The organism is Salinarimonas chemoclinalis (genome assembly GCF_041514305.1).
GTDB lineage: Bacteria > Pseudomonadota > Alphaproteobacteria > Rhizobiales > Beijerinckiaceae > Salinarimonas > Salinarimonas chemoclinalis.
Genome location: NZ_JBGMWH010000001.1, coordinates 475,856 through 492,098, shown reverse-complemented (window position 1 = coordinate 492,098; position 16,243 = coordinate 475,856). Strand labels below are relative to the sequence as shown.

Here is a 16,243-nt window from a genome sequence, read left to right as displayed (position 1 = left end):
ACGTGTGGCTCACCGCGTGAGCGGGCGCACGTCCTGCGCGAGGATTTCTCAATGTCGAACGGAACCAACGGCAACGGCGGCGACGCCGGCAACATCGACCTCATGGGCTGGGACACGGTCTTCGCCCTCCGGCTCGAGGCGCTCAACGCCTCGATCGTGGCGCAGAAGACGACGCCTCCGACCTTCGACGGCACCGACGACGCGGGCGGCGCCCACGTCGCCGGCGACTGGACCGACTGGTCGGTCAAGGGCGGCGAGGGCAACGGCATCATCATGGAATGCCCGATCAAGACGGGCAGCCTGACGCTGCCGGGCAGCGATCCGGTCAAGCTCGACGGCGGCAACGTCGAGGTCATGATCACGCTCGCCTCCGACGAGGCGTCGCAGGAGATCTCCGATCCCACCGCCAAGCCGGGCACGGGGAGCACGCACCATTTCAAGGCGAACCAGACGAGCGAGGAGTTCCAGCGCCCGCGCGTCCAGTCGGTGACCGCGCCCGGTCTCTCGGGCGGCGACATCTACGCGGCGGAGGCCGCCTTCAACGCCTACTACGAGAACAACCTCGCCGCCTTCGACGCGGTCTTCGCCGCCGTGCGGCTCGAGGAGGAGGCGATCGAGGCGGGCAAGCAATGGCTCAAGCCGGTCAAGTCGCTCTACGGCATGGCCTCCGTGCCGGGCGACCCGAGCCAGGCCTCGTTCGCGCTGCTGAGCCTGACGAGCCAGCCCTCCGGGCCGCTGCCGCAGCAGAACTTCGACATCCGCATGTTCGACGTCTTCTCCAAGACCACGACGCCGACGAACTCGGTCTTCGCGGTGTCGGCGCCGCTGGCGATGCAGAACATCGTCCTGCAGGCGGCCAAGCAGTGCGTCATGGGCGCCACCGACGACGACTTCCACATCGTCAACGACGGCATCACGGTGGCCAACAAGAACACGCTCAACTGGGGCAACTTCCAGCTCACCAAGGACGACCCGACGAGCATCGTCGTGCCCTCGATCGCGCCCGGCGACTTCCAGCTGACGCTCGACGGCATGAACTTCCACCTGTCCATCTCGCAGGCCTCGTTCACCACGCCCGACGGCACCGCCGACGTGAAGCTCACCGCCGACCAGTACTTCAACGTCGAGGCCGCCAAGCTCTCCGACGGCAAGTACTACCTCGTGCCCTCGCCGGGCCTCGGCACCAACTCGATCCGCGCCGACGTCTCCCCCAACAAGGGTTTCGAGATCGCGATGATCATCGAGTCGATCGCGATCGGCATCGCGTTCGGCTTCATCGGCGCGGAGCTCGGCGAGGCGCTCGGCGGCGCGGTCTCCACCGCCACGACGGAGGGCGGCGAGGGCGTCGTCGAGGCCGGCGCGGAGGCGATCGACGACGAGTTCAGCCAGATGTCCGAGGAGGAGATCTCGGCGGCCGAGGACAGCTCGGTGGAGGACGCCACCGAGTCGATCGAGTCCGGCGGCGAGCAGGGCAACAGCCGCACCGGCATCTTCGCCAACAAGTTCAAGGTCTGGGGCGGCGTGCTCGGCGGCATGATGGGCATCCCGATCGGCGTCCTGCCGCAGATCATGACCATGATCTGGAACGACAAGATCACCGAGGGCAACGTGCCCACGATCGACGACTTCGCCACGAACTTCTCCGCCGCGATCCAGTGGCCCTACGTGGAGAGCTGGCAGGTCACCGGCGGCACCTTCCGCGCCGCCTTCCTGCTCGGCGGCAGCGCCACGACCACGGGGACGGCGGAGTGAGCGCCGCCCCGGCCACCACCCCGCAGGGCGAGATCTCGACCTTCGGCTGGGACACGGCCTTCGCCGTGCGCATCGCCAACGTCAACGCGGCGATCGTGGCGCGCAAGGCCTCTCCGGCGGCGTTCTCCTGGACGGACGCGAGCGACCCGAAGGTGACCTGCGAGGGCACCTTCGGCGACTGGCGGCTCGTGCGCGGCGGCGACGGCTCGGGCGTCAACGTCGAGCTGCCGCTGCGCGGCGTGACGGGGACCGCGCCGGACGGCGACGGCTACACGCCGTACACCTGGACCTCCGGGTCGATCACCATGACCGTGCGGCTGCACTTCTTCGACGACGCCGCGGACGCGACCGGCAAGAAGAAGCATCTCAAGGTCAAGCCCACGAGCGACGAGCCCAGCGTGCCCGTCGTCGAGGTCTACGGGGTGGACGAGACGATCCTGCCCTCCCCCGCCTGGGCGATGTACTCGATCCAGGCGGCGCTGGTGGCCTGGTGCGAGGCCAATCTCGCGGACTTCGCCTACATCTTCTCGATCGCCGATCTCAACGACGAGGCGGACACGGGGGCGTGGGCCTTCCTGAAGCCCTCCTACGTGTCCTATTCCTACGTCGACGGCCCCGACGACGAGGACGCCTTCCTGGGCGTGCTGGCGATGTGCGGCAAGCGCTCGCCGGCGGGCCTCCAGCAGGTGATCGACAAGCGCATCGTGCCCAAGGGCGTGGAAGGCGCCTTCTGCATCTCGCGCACGCTGATGCTGCAGGACCTCATCGTGCCCTCCCTGCAGCGCATGTGGCCGAACCTGAAGCCCGAGGACCTGGAGATCGGCGACCAGCAGATCCAGCTCAAGCCGAACGTCTCCGTCGACCTGCCGCAGGTCGAGCACCAGGGCAACATCTACACGCCGCAGCTCAAGCAGTTCACCTTCATGATCGAGGGGCCCCAGGTCTCGATCGACGCCTATACCGAGACGGACGTGGACGCGGGCGTCACGGCATGGTGCCGGTCGACGAACCGCTACACGATCGTCAAGGGAACCAACAAGTCCGGCCAGACCACGCTCGCCTACCAGCGCATCGGCGACCCGGAGGAGACCCACGGCAACATCATCGCCGAGTGGGTGAAGATCACCGACGCCATCCTCGCGATCGTGCTCGCCATCGCGCTCGCCGTGCTGGCGGTCGTGACGGGCGGCGCGGCGGTGCCGGTGATCGTGGTGATCGGCGCGCTGCTCGTCGGCCTCGTCGGCTTCTCCGCCGAGATCGAGGGCATGATCGCCAACGACGACGCGCCCGCGATCGATCTCCTCCAGGACAACGTCTACGCCCCGATGGTGTGGACCGACAGCCAGGACTTCACCGTCTCCGCCGTCGATCTCGACGGCTCGCTGCGGCTCGCCGGCGCGCTCGGGTTCACGAGCGCCGCCATCGCCGCGACCTGAGGGAGGTCACCACCATGCTCGACACGTTCGGTTGGGATCTCGTCTACGCCACGACGCTCACCGCGGTCGACGCGGCGCTGAAGGCGAGCGGACGGGTTCCCGCCTCCTTCTCCGGCGGGGGCGTTTCGGGGGACTGGGGCTCCTGGGACCTCGTCCCCGGCGCGCCCGCGAACCGCATCGTCCTCGCCTGCACCGTCGCCTCCGGCACGGCGACGCTCGGCGCGACGCCGCTGGATCTCACAGGCTCGAAGATCAGCGTCGTGATCACGCTCGCGGTCGCCGCGGACGGCACGATCGCGCCCGAGGGCGGCGAGGCCGTCGTGCTCGATCGCTACAGCTTCCCGGCCGGCGTCACGGGCGACGACGTCTACCAGGTGGCGAAGGCCTTCCACGCCATCCTCCAGGAGCAGGTGCCGCTCCTCGCCGGCGCCTTCGGATCGATCTCGACCGGCGTCTCGCTCGCAGCGCCGGCGACCGACCAGCCCTGGATCGTGCCGACGTCCGCCACCGTCGCCGTGACGCCGCTCCCCGCCATGGATCCGCGCGGCGCCATCGTGGCGCTCCTCGCCATGACCGAGAACCGCGCGACGAGCGGCCTGCAGGTCGCGGTGGACGGGCGGATGCTCGACGGCGCGCCGGACGGCTGCGACCGCGCCGTCGCCCTCGGCCCCCACCGGGTGGACGAGGACCTCCTGAAGCCCGCCATCACGGCGATCGTCCAGGGCTCGTCGCTGTCGGACTTCTCCGCCAGCCCCACGGGCACGATCTACAACACCGGGACGATGACCTGGGGGACGTTCACCTACGCGGACTCCGACGGCGGCACGAGCACGATCCACCCCACGATCCCGGCGGGCAACCTCCAGCTGACGCTGAACGGCGCGGTGGCGCACGTCTCGATGTCGAACGTGCACTTCCCCTATCCCGCCTGGCACGGACCCGGCGAGATCACGGTGTCGATGAACGCCGAGCAGTTCGTGACGATGGGGATCGTGCGCCGCGACGACGGCCATCTCGTAATCGCCGAGGTCGCCGACCCGGTGCAGAGCTTCCACGTCACGGTCATCCCCGATCACGACGTGCAGGCCTTCCAGATCGCGGTGAACGTCGCGCTCCAGGTGCTGTTCGCGGTGATCGGCGGCGCCCTCGATTCCGCGGCCGGCGCGGCCGAGAACGCCGCCGCCGAGTCGGTCGAGGAGGAGGCGAGCGGCCAGCTCGTCTCGGACTTCGAGGACGAGGAGATCCAGGGCCTGCTCGACGGCCACGCCAGCGAGGAGGACATCGAGCGCGCCGAGGAGGATGCGGGCCAGCAGGCGGGCGAGGCCGTCGCCAACGGCGGGAACGCCGGCTGGGTGCAGAGCTTCAAGTCGGCGATCATGGCCAACCGCAGCAAGATCCTGCTCAAGATCATCGAGAAGGCGGTCGAGATCCCCGCCGGCGAGATCGTCGACGTCGCGGTGGCGCTGGCCAGGCGCCAGTACGACCAGCTGCCGACGATCGACCCGCTCGCCGTCGACGCCGCGCTGCCGGTCACCTGGGCCGATCGGGGCGGGGTCGTCTTCGAGGGCGGCAAGGTCGACGGCGCGATCGTCTTCTGGGGCATGTCGACGAGCGCGGCGAAGGCGCTGCGGGGAGAGGGATCATGACCTATCCGATCACGCTGACGGCGACGCTCGCCATCGACCCCGGCGCGGCGCAGGCGGCGGAGGCCGCGCGCGACGAGGTCGCCGAGGCGGTCGGCCGAGGCGGCGACGGCGGCGACCTCGCCCTCACCGCCGGCTGGGAGAACGGCAACGCCATCCTGACGATCCGCGTCGGCGCCGCCTCCCAGGCCGCCGTCGACCGGCACCTGAAGGAGCACGGGCCGCTCTATGCCGCCTTCGACGGCGTCGCGCGGGTCACCGGGGTGCGGGTGGAGGGCGCGGTCGACGAGGCGACCCTCGCCGCGCTGAAGCGCCTCACCTCCGTGGTCGAGACCGCGTGAGACGCCCGCGCGTCGCGATCGTCACGGGCAACGTCGTCCCGGCGGACGCGGCGGGGCTGAAATACGCGCGCCTCGGCCCGATCGGCGTCGCGGCCGCGCGCGCCTATGCCGCGCGCCACGGCTACGCGTTCCGCGACACGCTCTCCGAGGTCGGCCCGCGCCCGGCCTGCTGGGCCAAGATCCCGGCGCTCCTCGCCGCGCTCGAGACGCACGACTGGGCGGTGTGGATCGATTCCGACGCGGTGGCGCTCGCGCCCGAGCGCGACCTCGCCGAGGTTCTCGACGGCGATGCGGACGTCGTCGCCCAGGACCCCGACGCGTTCTTCGCCGATCTCGGCCTCGACCCCGCGCTCGGGCGCGCCTCCCAGCCGCTGCACACCTGCGTCTTCGCCCTGCGCGCCGGTGCCTGGGCCCGCGCGCTCCTGTGCGACGCCTGGGCGATGACGCAGTTCGTGAAGCCCGCAATCCCCTGGAACGGAGTCGGCGAGCAGGAGGCGATCAACGCCGTCCGCAAGCGCCGCCCGCCGGAGCCCGGCCGCATCCGCTGGGTCGCCGACCTCCAGGCGCCGCCGCGGCTCGCCGGGGCGCAGACGCGGTTCGTGCACTTCTACGGAGACCGCGCCGCGCCCCTCGTGCCGGAGGCGGTGGCGGCGCGGGTGCTCGACGCCTTCGCCGCGGCGGTCGCCGCCGGGCGCGGACGCGACTGCGACCTCGGCCTCGTCCATCTGTCCGCGATCCAGAAGTCGGCGCCCGGCGGGCCGATCGACCGCGGCGGGCCGGAGCGCTTCGGCTACGACCGCGACGCGCTGCTGGCGGCGGCGCGTCCGTTCATGAGGGAGGCGGCGGCGTGATCGCGCTCCACCCCCTCGCCGAGGCGCCCGGCGCGCCGCACGTCGTCTTCCTGCACGGGCTCGAGGGCGACGCCTTCGCGAGCTGGGGGCCGCGGGAGCGCCCCGGCGTCTTCCAGGCCCGCCTGTCCGCGGCGCATCCCGGCTGGGCGACGACGACGATCGGCTACCCGGCGAGCGTCGCGCGCTTCAAGAGCGACCCCGCCTTCACCCTCGCGCCCATCGAGGCGGCCTTCGGGGACGCGCTCGACGGGCTCCTGGCGGAGCGCCCCGCCGTGGTCTTCGTCGGCTACTGCCTCGGCGGCCTCCTCGCCGCGCTGGCGCTGCGGGCGCGGGCGGCGCGCGGGCGGCTCCCGCCGACGCTGCTCTTCCTGATGGATGCGCCGCTCCTCCTGCCCGAGCGCGACGACCCCTATCCGGAGATCGGCGCGGGGCTCGGCCTGACCGTCGCGGACATGGCGGATCTCGTGCGCTGGCTGCGCAGCGATGCGGGAGCGGCGGGCATCCGGCTCGTCTCCATCCTCAGCGAGGCGCCGGGCTGGCTCGCGCCCTACGGCCGCGACGCCGCCTCCCCGCCCGCCCCGCTCCACGTCGTGCCCGGCGACCACCTGGCGCTCGCGGCGGCACCGGAGACGGGCGATTTCGCCCCGCTCGCGGTCGTGAGCGGGGCGATCTCGGCATTCCTGGCGCAGGTGCGCGCCGCGGATCAGGCGGGCCAGAGGAACCAGAGATACGCCACGTAGCCGCCGATCAGCACGCCGCCCTCCCAGCGCGCGATGCGCTTGCCCGTGAAGGCGAAGAGCAGCATCAGCAGCGTCACGCCCACCATCACCGGCGCGTCGAAGCGTGCGATCTCGCCGGGGATGTCGACGGGGGCGATCAGCGCGGTGACGCCGCCGATGCCGAGAATGTTGTAGATGTTCGAGCCGACGATGTTGCCGAAGGCGACGTCGGCCTGGCGGCGCAGCGCCGCGACGACGGAGGTGACGAGCTCCGGCAGCGAGGTGCCGACCGCGACCACGGTGAGCCCGATCACCGTCTCGGAGATGCCGAGCCCGCGCGCGAGTTCGGTCGCCCCGTCGACGAGCAGCTTGCCGCCGCCCACCACGAGGACGAGGCCCGCGAGCGCGAGCAGGATCGGCCCGAGGAGCCCGCCGCCCTTCTCGGCGGGGTCGGGCACGAGCGCGTCGTCGGCGCCCTGCGTCGCCACCGCCTTCGCGTAGAGCGCGCCGTGGTCGGGCGCGGGCACCACCGCCCGCTCCTGCCGGAACGCCGTCCAGATGTAGAGCGCGAGGCCCGCGACGAAGACGACGCCGACCACCCGGTCGAGCGGCCAGACGAAGGCGAGCGCGGCGAAGAGCACGGCGGCCGCGAGCGCCACCGCGCCGTCCCGGGTGAGTGCGCGGGATCGGATCGCGATCGGGGCGATCAGCGCCGAGATGCCGAGGATGAGCAGGATGTTGGCGATGTTCGAGCCGACGATGTTGCCGATGGCGATGCCCGGCGCGCCGGCGAGCGAGGCCTGGACCGACGTGACGAGCTCGGGCGTCGAGGTGCCGAAGCCCACCAGCGTCAGGCCGATGACGAGGGGCGAGACGCCGAGCCGCGTCGCGGCCTCGACCGCGCCGCGCACCAGGAGGTCGCCGCCGAGAACCAGCAGGACGAGGCCCGCGAGGAGGAGGAGGAGGGTGACTGTCATGGAGATGCACCGATGACGGGGGTGGGCGAGAGCCCGTCCGCGATCCGTCGTCCCGCGCGCGTGTGGGCGCACGGCCGCCGGCTGATCCCGAACGAGGGAACAGCTCCGACATCGCGGACGGGGGGCATCCCGTTCCGCCAGAGGGGCCCGGCGCTGTAGCGAGCGTGAGATGGCGGGGTAACGCGGATTGCGCAAGGGGCGAATGGGGATTGAGATACGAAGAACCCGCATCCCGGAGCGTCCATGCCCATCGAGAAGATCGCCTTCCCCGGACACGACGGGCAGACGCTCGCCGCGCGTCTCGACCGGCCCCCGGGCCGGCCGCGCGCCTATGCGCTGTTCACCCATTGCTTCACCTGCTCGAAGGACCTCGCCGCCGTGCGCCGGATCGCCGCCGCGCTCGCCGATTCGGGCATCGCGGTCTTGCGCTTCGACTTCACCGGGCTCGGCCATTCGCAGGGAGAGTTCGCGAACACGAGCTTCACGACGAACGTCGCCGACCTCGTCTGCGCCGCCGACCACATGCGCGCCACGCTGGAGGCGCCCGCGATCCTGATCGGGCACTCGCTCGGGGGCGCCGCCACCATCGCGGCGGCCGGTCGCATCCCCGAGGCGAAGGCCGTCGTGACCATCGGCGCCCCGTCGGAGCCCGCCCACGTCACCCATAATCTCGGCGCCTCGCTCGAGACGATCGAGCGCGAGGGGTCCGCGCGGGTCAGCCTCGCAGGGCGCGACTTCACCATCACCCGCGACTTCGTCGAGGACGTGCGCGAGGCGAGCCTGCGCGCGGCGCTCGCCGACCTGCGCAAGGCGCTCCTCGTGCTCCACGCCCCGCGCGACGAGACGGTGGGCATCGAGAACGCGAGCGCGATCTTCCTCGCCGCCAAGCACCCCAAGAGCTTCGTCACGCTCGACGACGCCGACCACCTGCTCACCCGCGCCGAGGACGCGGAATACGCGGCCTCCGTCATCGCCGCCTGGTCCTCCCGCTACCTGCCGCCCCTGCCGCCGGAGAAGACCGCGGCGGGCCACGAGGGCGTGGTGCGGGTGAGCGAGGATTCACCCTTGGGCCTCCTCCAGCACGTCTCGGTCGACGGGCGTTATCCGCTCATCGCCGACGAGCCGCGCGCGCTCGGCGGCTCGGAGCTCGGTCCGACGCCCTACCAGTACCTGTCGGTCGCACTCGGCGCCTGCACGGCGATGACGCTGCGGATGTACGCGCGCCGCAAGAAGCTCGCGCTCGAGAGCGTCGTCGTCGACGTCGGGCACGACAAGGTCCACGCCGCCGACAGCGCCGACGCCGAGGCCGGCAGCCACCGCCGCGCCGACCGATTCGTGCGCCGCCTGCGCCTCACCGGCGACCTGACGCCCGCCGAGCGCGCCCGCCTCGTCGAGATCGCCGACATGTGCCCCGTCCACCGCACGCTGGAGCACGCCTCGGTGATCGAGACGGTGGAGGAGCGGGAGGACGAGTGATGGCCCGCTCCGGATCCGAGACCCGGAACGCCCGTCGCCACCCTCGAGAGACGCAGCTATCGGAGAGACCGCCATGACCGAAGCCGAAGCCGAAGCCGTCGACGCCTGGTTCGCCGACGCACTCTCCCTGTCCGATCCCGCGCTCGACGCGGCGCTCGCCGCCAATGCGGAGGCGGGGCTGCCGGCGATCGACGTGTCGCCGGCGCAGGGCAAGCTGCTCGGGCTCCTCGCGCGGATGGCGGGGGCCCGGCGCATGCTCGAGATCGGCACGCTCGGCGGCTACTCGACCATCCACCTCGCCCGCGCCGTGCCCGATGGCGGGCGGGTGGTCACGCTCGAGGTCGACCCGAAGCACGCCGAGGTCGCGCGCGCGAACCTCGCCCGCGCGGGCCTCGCCGAGCGGGTCGACCTCCGCGTCGGGCGCGCGCTCGATACGCTCGCCGCCCTCGAAGCGGAGGGCGCGGGGCCGTTCGACCTCGTCTTCGTCGACGCCGACAAGCCCTCGAACCCGCACTACCTCGCCTGCGCGCTGCGCCTCTCGCGGCCCGGCACGGTGCTGATCTTCGACAACGTCGTGCGCGAGGGCGCCGTCGTCGACGCCGCGAGCGCGGACGCGTCGGTGGTGGGCACCCGCGCGGTGATCGAGGCGATCGGCCGCGAGAAGCGGCTCTCCGCCACCGCGATCCAGACGCTCGGGGTCAAGGGCTGGGACGGGTTCGCCCTGGCGATCGTCGGCGAGGCCTGATATCGCTGCGCGAGACCGGCGCCCGTGGGCGCCGTCGAGGCCCGCCCACGGAAGGGAGCTGCGCTCGTGGAGACGGTGATGCGGCTCGCGGTGGGGAGCATCGCCGTGGGCGTGCTCGTCCTGGGGCTGAAGCTCACGGCCTGGTGGCTGACGGGGTCGGTCGCGCTCTACTCGGATGCGCTCGAGAGCATCGTCAATGTCGCGGCAGCGGTCGCGGCGCTCGTCGCGATCCGTCTCTCGGCGAAGCCGGCCGACCGCAACCACCCCTACGGCCACCACAAGGCGGAATACTTCTCCGCGGTGATCGAGGGCGTGCTGATCATCCTCGCCGCCCTGTCGATCGCGCACGCGGCCTATGGGGCGCTCTCGGCGCAGCACATGCCGGAGTTCGGGCCCGTCGGTCTGGCGGTCAACGCGCTCGCGAGCGTGATCAACGCGATCTGGGCGACGGTGCTCATCCGGGCCGGGCGCACCCGCCGCTCGCCGGCGCTCGCCGCGGACGGGCGCCACCTCCTCACCGACGTGGTCTCCTCGGTGGGCGTCCTCGCCGGCGTCCTGCTGGCCGCGCTGACGGGATGGCTGATCCTCGACCCGATCCTGGCGCTGCTCGTCGCCGTGAACATCCTCTGGTCGGGTTGGCAGCTGGTGAAGTCGTCGGTCTCGGGCCTGATGGACGAGGCGGTCGCCCCCGAGGAGCTGACGGCCATCCGCGAGGTGATCTCCCGCCACGCCGACGGCGCGCTCGAGGCCCACGACCTGCGCACCCGCCAGGCCGGGCGCGTGACCTTCATCGACTTCCACCTCGTCGTGCCCGGCGAGATGACCGTGTGCGAGGCCCACGAAATCTGCGACAGGATCGAGGGCGGGCTTCGGACGGCCGTCGGCGAGGCGGTGATCACGATCCACGTCGAGCCCGAGGACAAGGCGAAACACACCGGCGTGCTCGTGCTGTGAGGAGAGGCCGAGCGGGCGTTCCGCGATGAACGACACCGAGATGCAGTCCGCCGCCGCTCTCCCCTCCCCCTCGTGGAGAGGGGCCGGGGGTGGGGGGCGTGCAGGACGATCTCCATGCCTGTGCCGCATCACATCGGCCGGGGCCCGCATCGACCCCGTGCACCATCCTGGAGCGCCCCACACCCCCCACCCCTCTCCACCAGGGAGAGGGGAGCCCCCGATCGCGTGCCGGATGCGTCCGCGCCCCCCTTCCGCTCACCCCGTCCGCCGCGCCGCCGCCCTCGTCGTCCCCGCCTCCAGTCCGCGCAGCATGCGCTCGCGCTCGCCGATGTAGTCGCGCGTCGTCGGCACGACGTCGTTGCGGCGGGTGAGCTGGAGCTGGAAGACGACGAGGTCCTCGTAGCGGAAGGCCGCCTCGCAGCTCGCGAGGTAGAACTCCCACATCCGGCAGAAGCGCGCGTCGAGGAGCCGCGCCGCCTCCTCGCGCCGCGCGAGGAAGCGCCCGCGCCAGGCCCTCAGGGTCTCGGCGTAGTGCAGCCGCAGGACCTCGACGTCCGCGAGCCGCAGGCCCGCACGCTCGATCGCGGGGATCATCTCCGACAAAGCGGGGATGTGGCCGCCGGGGAAGACCCAGCGGGTGATCCAGGGGTTCGTCGGCCCGGGCTCGCCGGTCGAGCCGATCGTGTGGAGCAGCATCACGCCGTCCTCGCGCAGGAGGCCGGCCGTCGTGTCGAAGAATTCCTGGTAGTGCGCCGGGCCGACGTGCTCGAACATGCCCACCGAGACGATGCGGTCGAAGGTCCCCTCGACACGCCGATAATCCATCAGCGCGATCTCGATGCGGCTCGAGAGCCCATGCTTCGCCGCGCGCTCGCGCGCCGTCTCGTGCTGCTCGGTCGACAGCGTCACACCCGTCACCCGCCCGGCCCCTGCGACGCCGGCGAGGTAGAGCGCGAGGCCGCCCCAGCCGCAGCCGATGTCGAGCACCGCGTGGCCGGGCTCGACGAGGAGCTTGGCCGCGATGTGCCGCTTCTTGGCGAGCTGCGCCTCGTCGAGGGACTGGCCCGGCCGCTCGAAATAGGCGCAGCTGTATTGCCTGTCGGGGTCGAGGAAGAGGTCGTAGAGGCGGTGGTCGAGGTCGTAATGGTGGTGGACGTTCGCCCGCGCCCGCCGCTCGCCGTTGCGCGCGAACAGCGCGAGCGCCGCCCGCCGAAGCCGGCGCACGAGCCGCGAGCCCCACACGCCCCGCCCGCCGGGGCGCCCGCGCATCAGGAGCGCGAGGAGGTCGTAGATCGAGCCGCGTTCGAGGACGAGGCGGCCGTCCATGAACAGCTCGCCGAGCTTCATCTCGGGATAGAGGACGAGCGCGCGCTGCGCGGCCTCGTCGGTGAAGCGCATCGTCACCGCGGGCTCGCCCGCGCCGTCGCCCGCCACGAAGCGGTTGCCGGACGCGGTGACGACCTCGAGGCGCCCGTCCCGGACGGCGATGTCGCACAGCTTGCGCAACAGGAGTTCCATGGTCTCCCCCGCGAATGATCGTCGCAGGAGACGAACGCCATGGAACCCGATCGGTTTCCGCCGGCGCGCGCGGCGCGTCAGGGGGTCCCGAACACCCGCGCGAAGATCGTATCCACGTGCTTCAGATGATATCCGAGATCGAACAGCGCCTCGAGTTCGGCGCCCGAGAGCTTCGCCGAGACGTCCGGGTCGGCCTTCAGCAGCGTCAGGAAGTCCCCCTCCCCGCGCCAGACCGGCATCGCGTTGCGCTGGACGAGCGCATAGGCGTCCTCGCGCGAGACGCCCTTCTGGGTGAGCGCGAGGAGCACGCGCTGGGAGTGGATCAGCCCGCCCAGACGGTCGAGATTGGCCTGCATGCGCTCTGGGTAGATCAGCAGCTCGTCGACGACTCCGGTGAGGCGGGCGAGCGCGAAATCGAGCGTGATCGTCGCGTCCGGGCCGATCATGCGCTCGACGGAGGAATGCGAGATGTCGCGCTCGTGCCAGAGCGCCACGTTCTCCATCGCGGGAATGCAATAGGCGCGGACCATGCGGGCGAGGCCCGTCAGGTTCTCGGTCAAGACGGGGTTGCGCTTGTGCGGCATCGCCGAGGAGCCCTTCTGGCCCGCCGAGAAGTACTCCTCGGCCTCCAGCACCTCGGTGCGCTGGAGGTGGCGGATCTCGGTGGCGAGGCGCTCGACCGAGGACGCGATCACCGCCAGCGTGGCGAAGAACATCGCATGGCGGTCGCGCGGGATCACCTGCGTCGAGACCGGCTCGGGCGCGAGGCCGAGCTTCTCGGCGACGTAGGCCTCCACCCGCGGATCGATGTTGGCGAAGGTGCCGACGGCGCCCGAGATGGCGCAGGTCGCGATCTCGGCGCGGGCCGCGACGAGACGCGCCCGGCAGCGGGCGAACTCGGCATGGGCCTGCGCGAGCTTCACCCCGAAGGTCGTCGGCTCGGCGTGGATGCCGTGCGATCGGCCGATGGTGGGGGTCAGCTTGTGCTCGCGCGCGCGCCGCTCGAGCGCGGCGAGCAGCGCGTCGAGATCGGCGAGCAGGATGTCGGACGCCCGCGCGAGCTGGATCGACAGCGTCGTGTCGAGCACGTCCGACGAGGTCATGCCCTGGTGCACGAAGCGCGCCTGCGGCCCCACGATCTCGGCGAGATGCGTGAGGAAGGCGATCACGTCGTGCCTGGTCTCGCGCTCGATCGCGTCGATCCGCGCGACGTCGAAGGTCGCGGCCGCGCCCTTCTCCCAGATCGCGGCGGCGGCTTCCTTCGGCACGACGCCGAGTTCCGCCAGCGCCGAGGTGGCGTGCGCCTCGATCTCGAACCAGATCCGGAACTTCGTCTCCGGCGACCAGAGGGCGGTCATCTCGGGGCGGGAATAGCGCGGGACCATGGGGCGTCATCCTCTCGGGCGGGAGGCGTGCGCCGTAGCACGGCGAGGCCCGGGGGTGAAGCCGCCGGCTGCCGCGGCGCGCGACGACGGGGCCGCCGCCCGCCTCACGTCGGCGTGAGCCCGCCCCGTGACGCTTGCCTCCGGGGTCGAGTGGGGGTAGCGAACGGGTCGGAGCCCGCCGCATGACGCGCATCGAACGCTACATCTTCGGAACCGTGCTCGGCGCGTTCCTCACGATCCTCGTGGGGCTGACCGGCGTGATCTGGATCACGCAGGCGCTTCGAGAACTCGACCTGATCACCGGCAAGGGGCAGACCTTCGTGGTCTTCCTCGTCGTGACGGGCCTGTCGCTGCCGGCGCTCGTGACGGTGATCGCGCCGGTGGCGCTGTTCATCGCCTCGATCCACACCCTCAACAAGCTCAACGGCGATTCCGAATGGGTCGTCGCCTCGGCGGCCGGCATGTCGCCGTGGCGGATGATGCGCCCCTTCGCCGTGCTCGGCGCGATCGTCGCCGTCGTCGTGGCGCTCAACACGATCTGGCTGATGCCCGCGAGCTTCGCGCAGCTGCGTCACCTCATCACCCAGATCCGCGCCGACTTCGTCGCGAACCTGGTGCGCGAGGGGCAGTTCACCGAGCTCGACGGCGGCATCACCTTCTCCTACCGCGACAAGGCGGGGGACGCGCTGCTCGGCGTCTTCCTCCAGGATCGGCGCGACCCGCAGCGCACCGTCGTCTACGTCGCCGAGCGCGGCGTCGCGGCGGACCTGGAGGACGGCAGCTACCTGCTGCTCGAATCGGGCAGCATCCATCGCCAGCAGCCGGGCCGCCAGGACGGCTCGATCGTGACCTTCGAGCGCTACGCCGTCGACCTCGCCGCCTTCGGGCCGGAGCAGGCGGCGATCCTCTACAAGCCGCGCGAGCAGTCGACGGGCGCGCTGTTCGCGCCGGATCCGGACGATCCGTACTACCGCGCGGTTCCCGGACGCTTCCGGGCGGAGCTGCACGACCGGCTCACCGCCTGGCTCTACCCGCTCGCGGGCGTCGCCATCGCCTTCGCCGCGCTCGGCCAGGCGGTGACGACGCGCCAGGGGCGCGGGACGGCGATCGCCGCGGCGGTGATCGGCATGGTGCTCGTACGCGTCGCGGGTTTCGCGGCCTCGAGCGCCGCGGTCGGTTCGGGGGCGGCGGTGGCTCTCGTCTGGGCCGCGCCGCTCTCGGGCATCGTCCTCCCCCTGTGGATCGCGCTGCGCCCGCAGCAGAGCGCCGCGCTGACCGCCCACCTCTCGACCGGGCTCGCGCGCCTCGCGCCCGCGCGCCTGTTCGCCTCGGCGCGGAGGGCGTGATGCTCGTCGGCGCGACCTTCGGCGGCTACCTCGCGGTGCGCTTCCTGCGCACGATCGGCGGCGTGTTCCTCACGGTCTTCCTGCTCGTCTACACGCTCGATTTCGTCGAGCAGATGCGCCAGGCGGGCGACAGCGACAGCGTCGGGGCCGCCGACGTCGCGCTGCTCTCGCTGCTGCGCTCGCCGGCGATCGCCGAGCAGGTCCTGCCCTTCGCGGTCCTGTTCGGCGGGATGATCACGCTGCTCAACCTGTCGCGCAAGCTCGAGCTCGTCGTCGCCCGCGCCGCCGGCGTCTCCGCCTGGCAGTTCCTGCAGCCCGGCATCGCGGTGGCGCTGGCGATCGGTGTCTTCGCCGTCTTCGTCTACAATCCGCTCGCCGCGACGCTGAAGCAGGAGGCGAGCGCCCGCGAGGCGGTGCTGTTCGCGCGCGATCCCGGCATCGCGGCGGCGCAGAACGTCTGGATCCGCCAGCGCAGCCCCGAGGGCACCGCCATCATCCGGGCCGAGGCCGCCGTCGAGGGCACGACGCGGCTTTCGCGCCCGACGATCTTCGTCTTCGACCTGCAGGGTCGCTTCCGCGAGCGCATCGAGGCGCGCGAGGGCGAACTGCGGGAGGGCCGCTGGGAGCTCCACGACGCGCGGGTGACGGCACTCGACGTCGAGCCGCAGAGCTACGCTCGCTACGAGCTGGCGTCCAGCCTGGACCCGGGTCAGTTGCGCACGAGCTTCACCCCGCCCGAATCGGTGCCCTTCTGGGGCCTGGACGACGTCGCCGCCCAGACCGAGCTCGCCGGGCTCGACGCCACGCGCTACCACCTCCAGCGCGAGGCGCTGATGGCGCGCCCGCTCCTGTTCGTCGCCATGATCCTGGTGGCGGCATCCGTTTCCTTAAGATTCTTCCGATTTGGTGGCGTGGGCCAGATGGTTCTGGGTGGCGTCGCGGCGGGATTCCTGCTTTATGTGGCGACCGAGCTGATGGAGGATCTCGGCGGCTCGGGGCTGGTGGGAACCACGCTCGCCGCCTGGTTTCCGGCTGTTGTAGGGAGTTTGCTCGGCGTGCTGGTGCTCTTGCACAAGGAGGACGGCTGATGGTCGCCCCCA

General features: G+C 71.7%; 14 protein-coding genes. 11 read left to right on the top strand and 3 right to left on the bottom strand.

Features of this window, described 5'->3' with window-relative positions; genetic code table 11:
- Positions 1-51: 51 nt before the first annotated feature.
- The 6 genes from AB9M23_RS02235 to AB9M23_RS02210 are packed head-to-tail and all read left to right on the top strand — an operon-like array spanning position 52 to position 6,763.
- Positions 52-1,752 carry a TULIP family P47-like protein gene (locus AB9M23_RS02235; RefSeq protein ID WP_372422137.1) on the top strand — a complete coding sequence of 567 codons (1,701 nt, stop codon included), beginning with the start codon at positions 52-54 and terminating at the stop codon, positions 1,750-1,752.
- Positions 1,749-3,188: a TULIP family P47-like protein gene (locus AB9M23_RS02230; RefSeq protein WP_372422136.1), complete on the top strand. Its 1,440-nt coding sequence runs from the start codon at positions 1,749-1,751 to the stop codon at positions 3,186-3,188. The genes AB9M23_RS02235 and AB9M23_RS02230 overlap by 4 nt, the downstream gene beginning before the upstream one ends.
- 14 nt (positions 3,189-3,202) lie before the next feature.
- Positions 3,203-4,834: a hypothetical protein gene (locus tag AB9M23_RS02225; RefSeq protein WP_372422135.1), complete on the top strand. Its 1,632-nt coding sequence runs from the start codon at positions 3,203-3,205 to the stop codon at positions 4,832-4,834.
- Positions 4,831-5,172, top strand: coding sequence for a hypothetical protein (locus tag AB9M23_RS02220; RefSeq protein WP_372422134.1), 342 nt, complete (start codon positions 4,831-4,833; stop codon positions 5,170-5,172). The genes AB9M23_RS02225 and AB9M23_RS02220 overlap by 4 nt, the downstream gene beginning before the upstream one ends.
- Positions 5,169-6,023 carry a glycosyltransferase family protein gene (locus tag AB9M23_RS02215; protein WP_372422133.1) on the top strand — a complete coding sequence of 285 codons (855 nt, stop codon included), beginning with the start codon at positions 5,169-5,171 and terminating at the stop codon, positions 6,021-6,023. Before AB9M23_RS02220 ends, AB9M23_RS02215 begins: the two co-directional genes overlap by 4 nt.
- Positions 6,020-6,763 (top strand): hypothetical protein, encoded by a 744-nt coding sequence (locus tag AB9M23_RS02210; RefSeq protein ID WP_372422132.1) that lies wholly within the window; start codon positions 6,020-6,022, stop codon positions 6,761-6,763. The genes AB9M23_RS02215 and AB9M23_RS02210 overlap by 4 nt, the downstream gene beginning before the upstream one ends.
- On the opposite strand, the gene AB9M23_RS02205 is transcribed toward AB9M23_RS02210, so the two are convergent.
- Complete coding sequence (locus AB9M23_RS02205; protein WP_372422131.1) at positions 6,727-7,719, bottom strand: calcium/sodium antiporter; 993 nt, start codon at positions 7,717-7,719, stop codon at positions 6,727-6,729. The genes AB9M23_RS02210 and AB9M23_RS02205 overlap by 37 nt on opposite strands.
- Positions 7,720-7,962: 243 nt before the next feature.
- Here AB9M23_RS02205 and AB9M23_RS02200 point away from each other — a divergent pair, with 243 nt between their 5' ends.
- The 3 genes from AB9M23_RS02200 (at position 7,963) to AB9M23_RS02190 (ending at position 10,894) form a co-directional block, all read left to right on the top strand.
- Positions 7,963-9,195, top strand: coding sequence for a bifunctional alpha/beta hydrolase/OsmC family protein (locus AB9M23_RS02200; RefSeq protein WP_372422130.1), 1,233 nt, complete (start codon positions 7,963-7,965; stop codon positions 9,193-9,195).
- 73 nt (positions 9,196-9,268) lie between these two features.
- Positions 9,269-9,940 (top strand): O-methyltransferase, encoded by a 672-nt coding sequence (locus tag AB9M23_RS02195; protein WP_372422129.1) that lies wholly within the window; start codon positions 9,269-9,271, stop codon positions 9,938-9,940.
- Positions 9,941-10,018: 78 nt separating this feature from the next.
- Positions 10,019-10,894, top strand: coding sequence for a cation diffusion facilitator family transporter (locus AB9M23_RS02190; protein ID WP_372422617.1), 876 nt, complete (start codon positions 10,019-10,021; stop codon positions 10,892-10,894).
- Between the two features lie 255 nt (positions 10,895-11,149).
- Here AB9M23_RS02190 and AB9M23_RS02185 read toward each other — a convergent pair whose 3' ends face one another.
- Together AB9M23_RS02185 and purB are read right to left on the bottom strand one after the other, a co-directional pair.
- Entirely contained in the window at positions 11,150-12,412 is a 1,263-nt protein-coding gene (locus AB9M23_RS02185) for a class I SAM-dependent methyltransferase (protein WP_372422128.1), read from the bottom strand.
- Between the two features lie 77 nt (positions 12,413-12,489).
- The gene (gene purB / locus AB9M23_RS02180) at positions 12,490-13,797 is read right to left on the bottom strand and encodes an adenylosuccinate lyase (RefSeq protein ID WP_372422127.1); all 1,308 of its coding nucleotides are present in this window, start codon (positions 13,795-13,797) and stop codon (positions 12,490-12,492) included.
- A gap of 182 nt (positions 13,798-13,979) precedes the next feature.
- Between purB and lptF the strand changes: the two genes are divergently transcribed.
- Both lptF and lptG read left to right on the top strand, forming a co-directional pair.
- A complete protein-coding gene (lptF, locus tag AB9M23_RS02175) occupies positions 13,980-15,143 on the top strand; it encodes an LPS export ABC transporter permease LptF (RefSeq protein ID WP_372422126.1) in 1,164 nt (387 codons plus the stop codon).
- Positions 15,143-16,231, top strand: coding sequence for an LPS export ABC transporter permease LptG (gene lptG / locus AB9M23_RS02170; RefSeq protein ID WP_372422125.1), 1,089 nt, complete (start codon positions 15,143-15,145; stop codon positions 16,229-16,231). The genes lptF and lptG overlap by 1 nt, the downstream gene beginning before the upstream one ends.
- Positions 16,232-16,243: the final 12 nt, after the last annotated feature.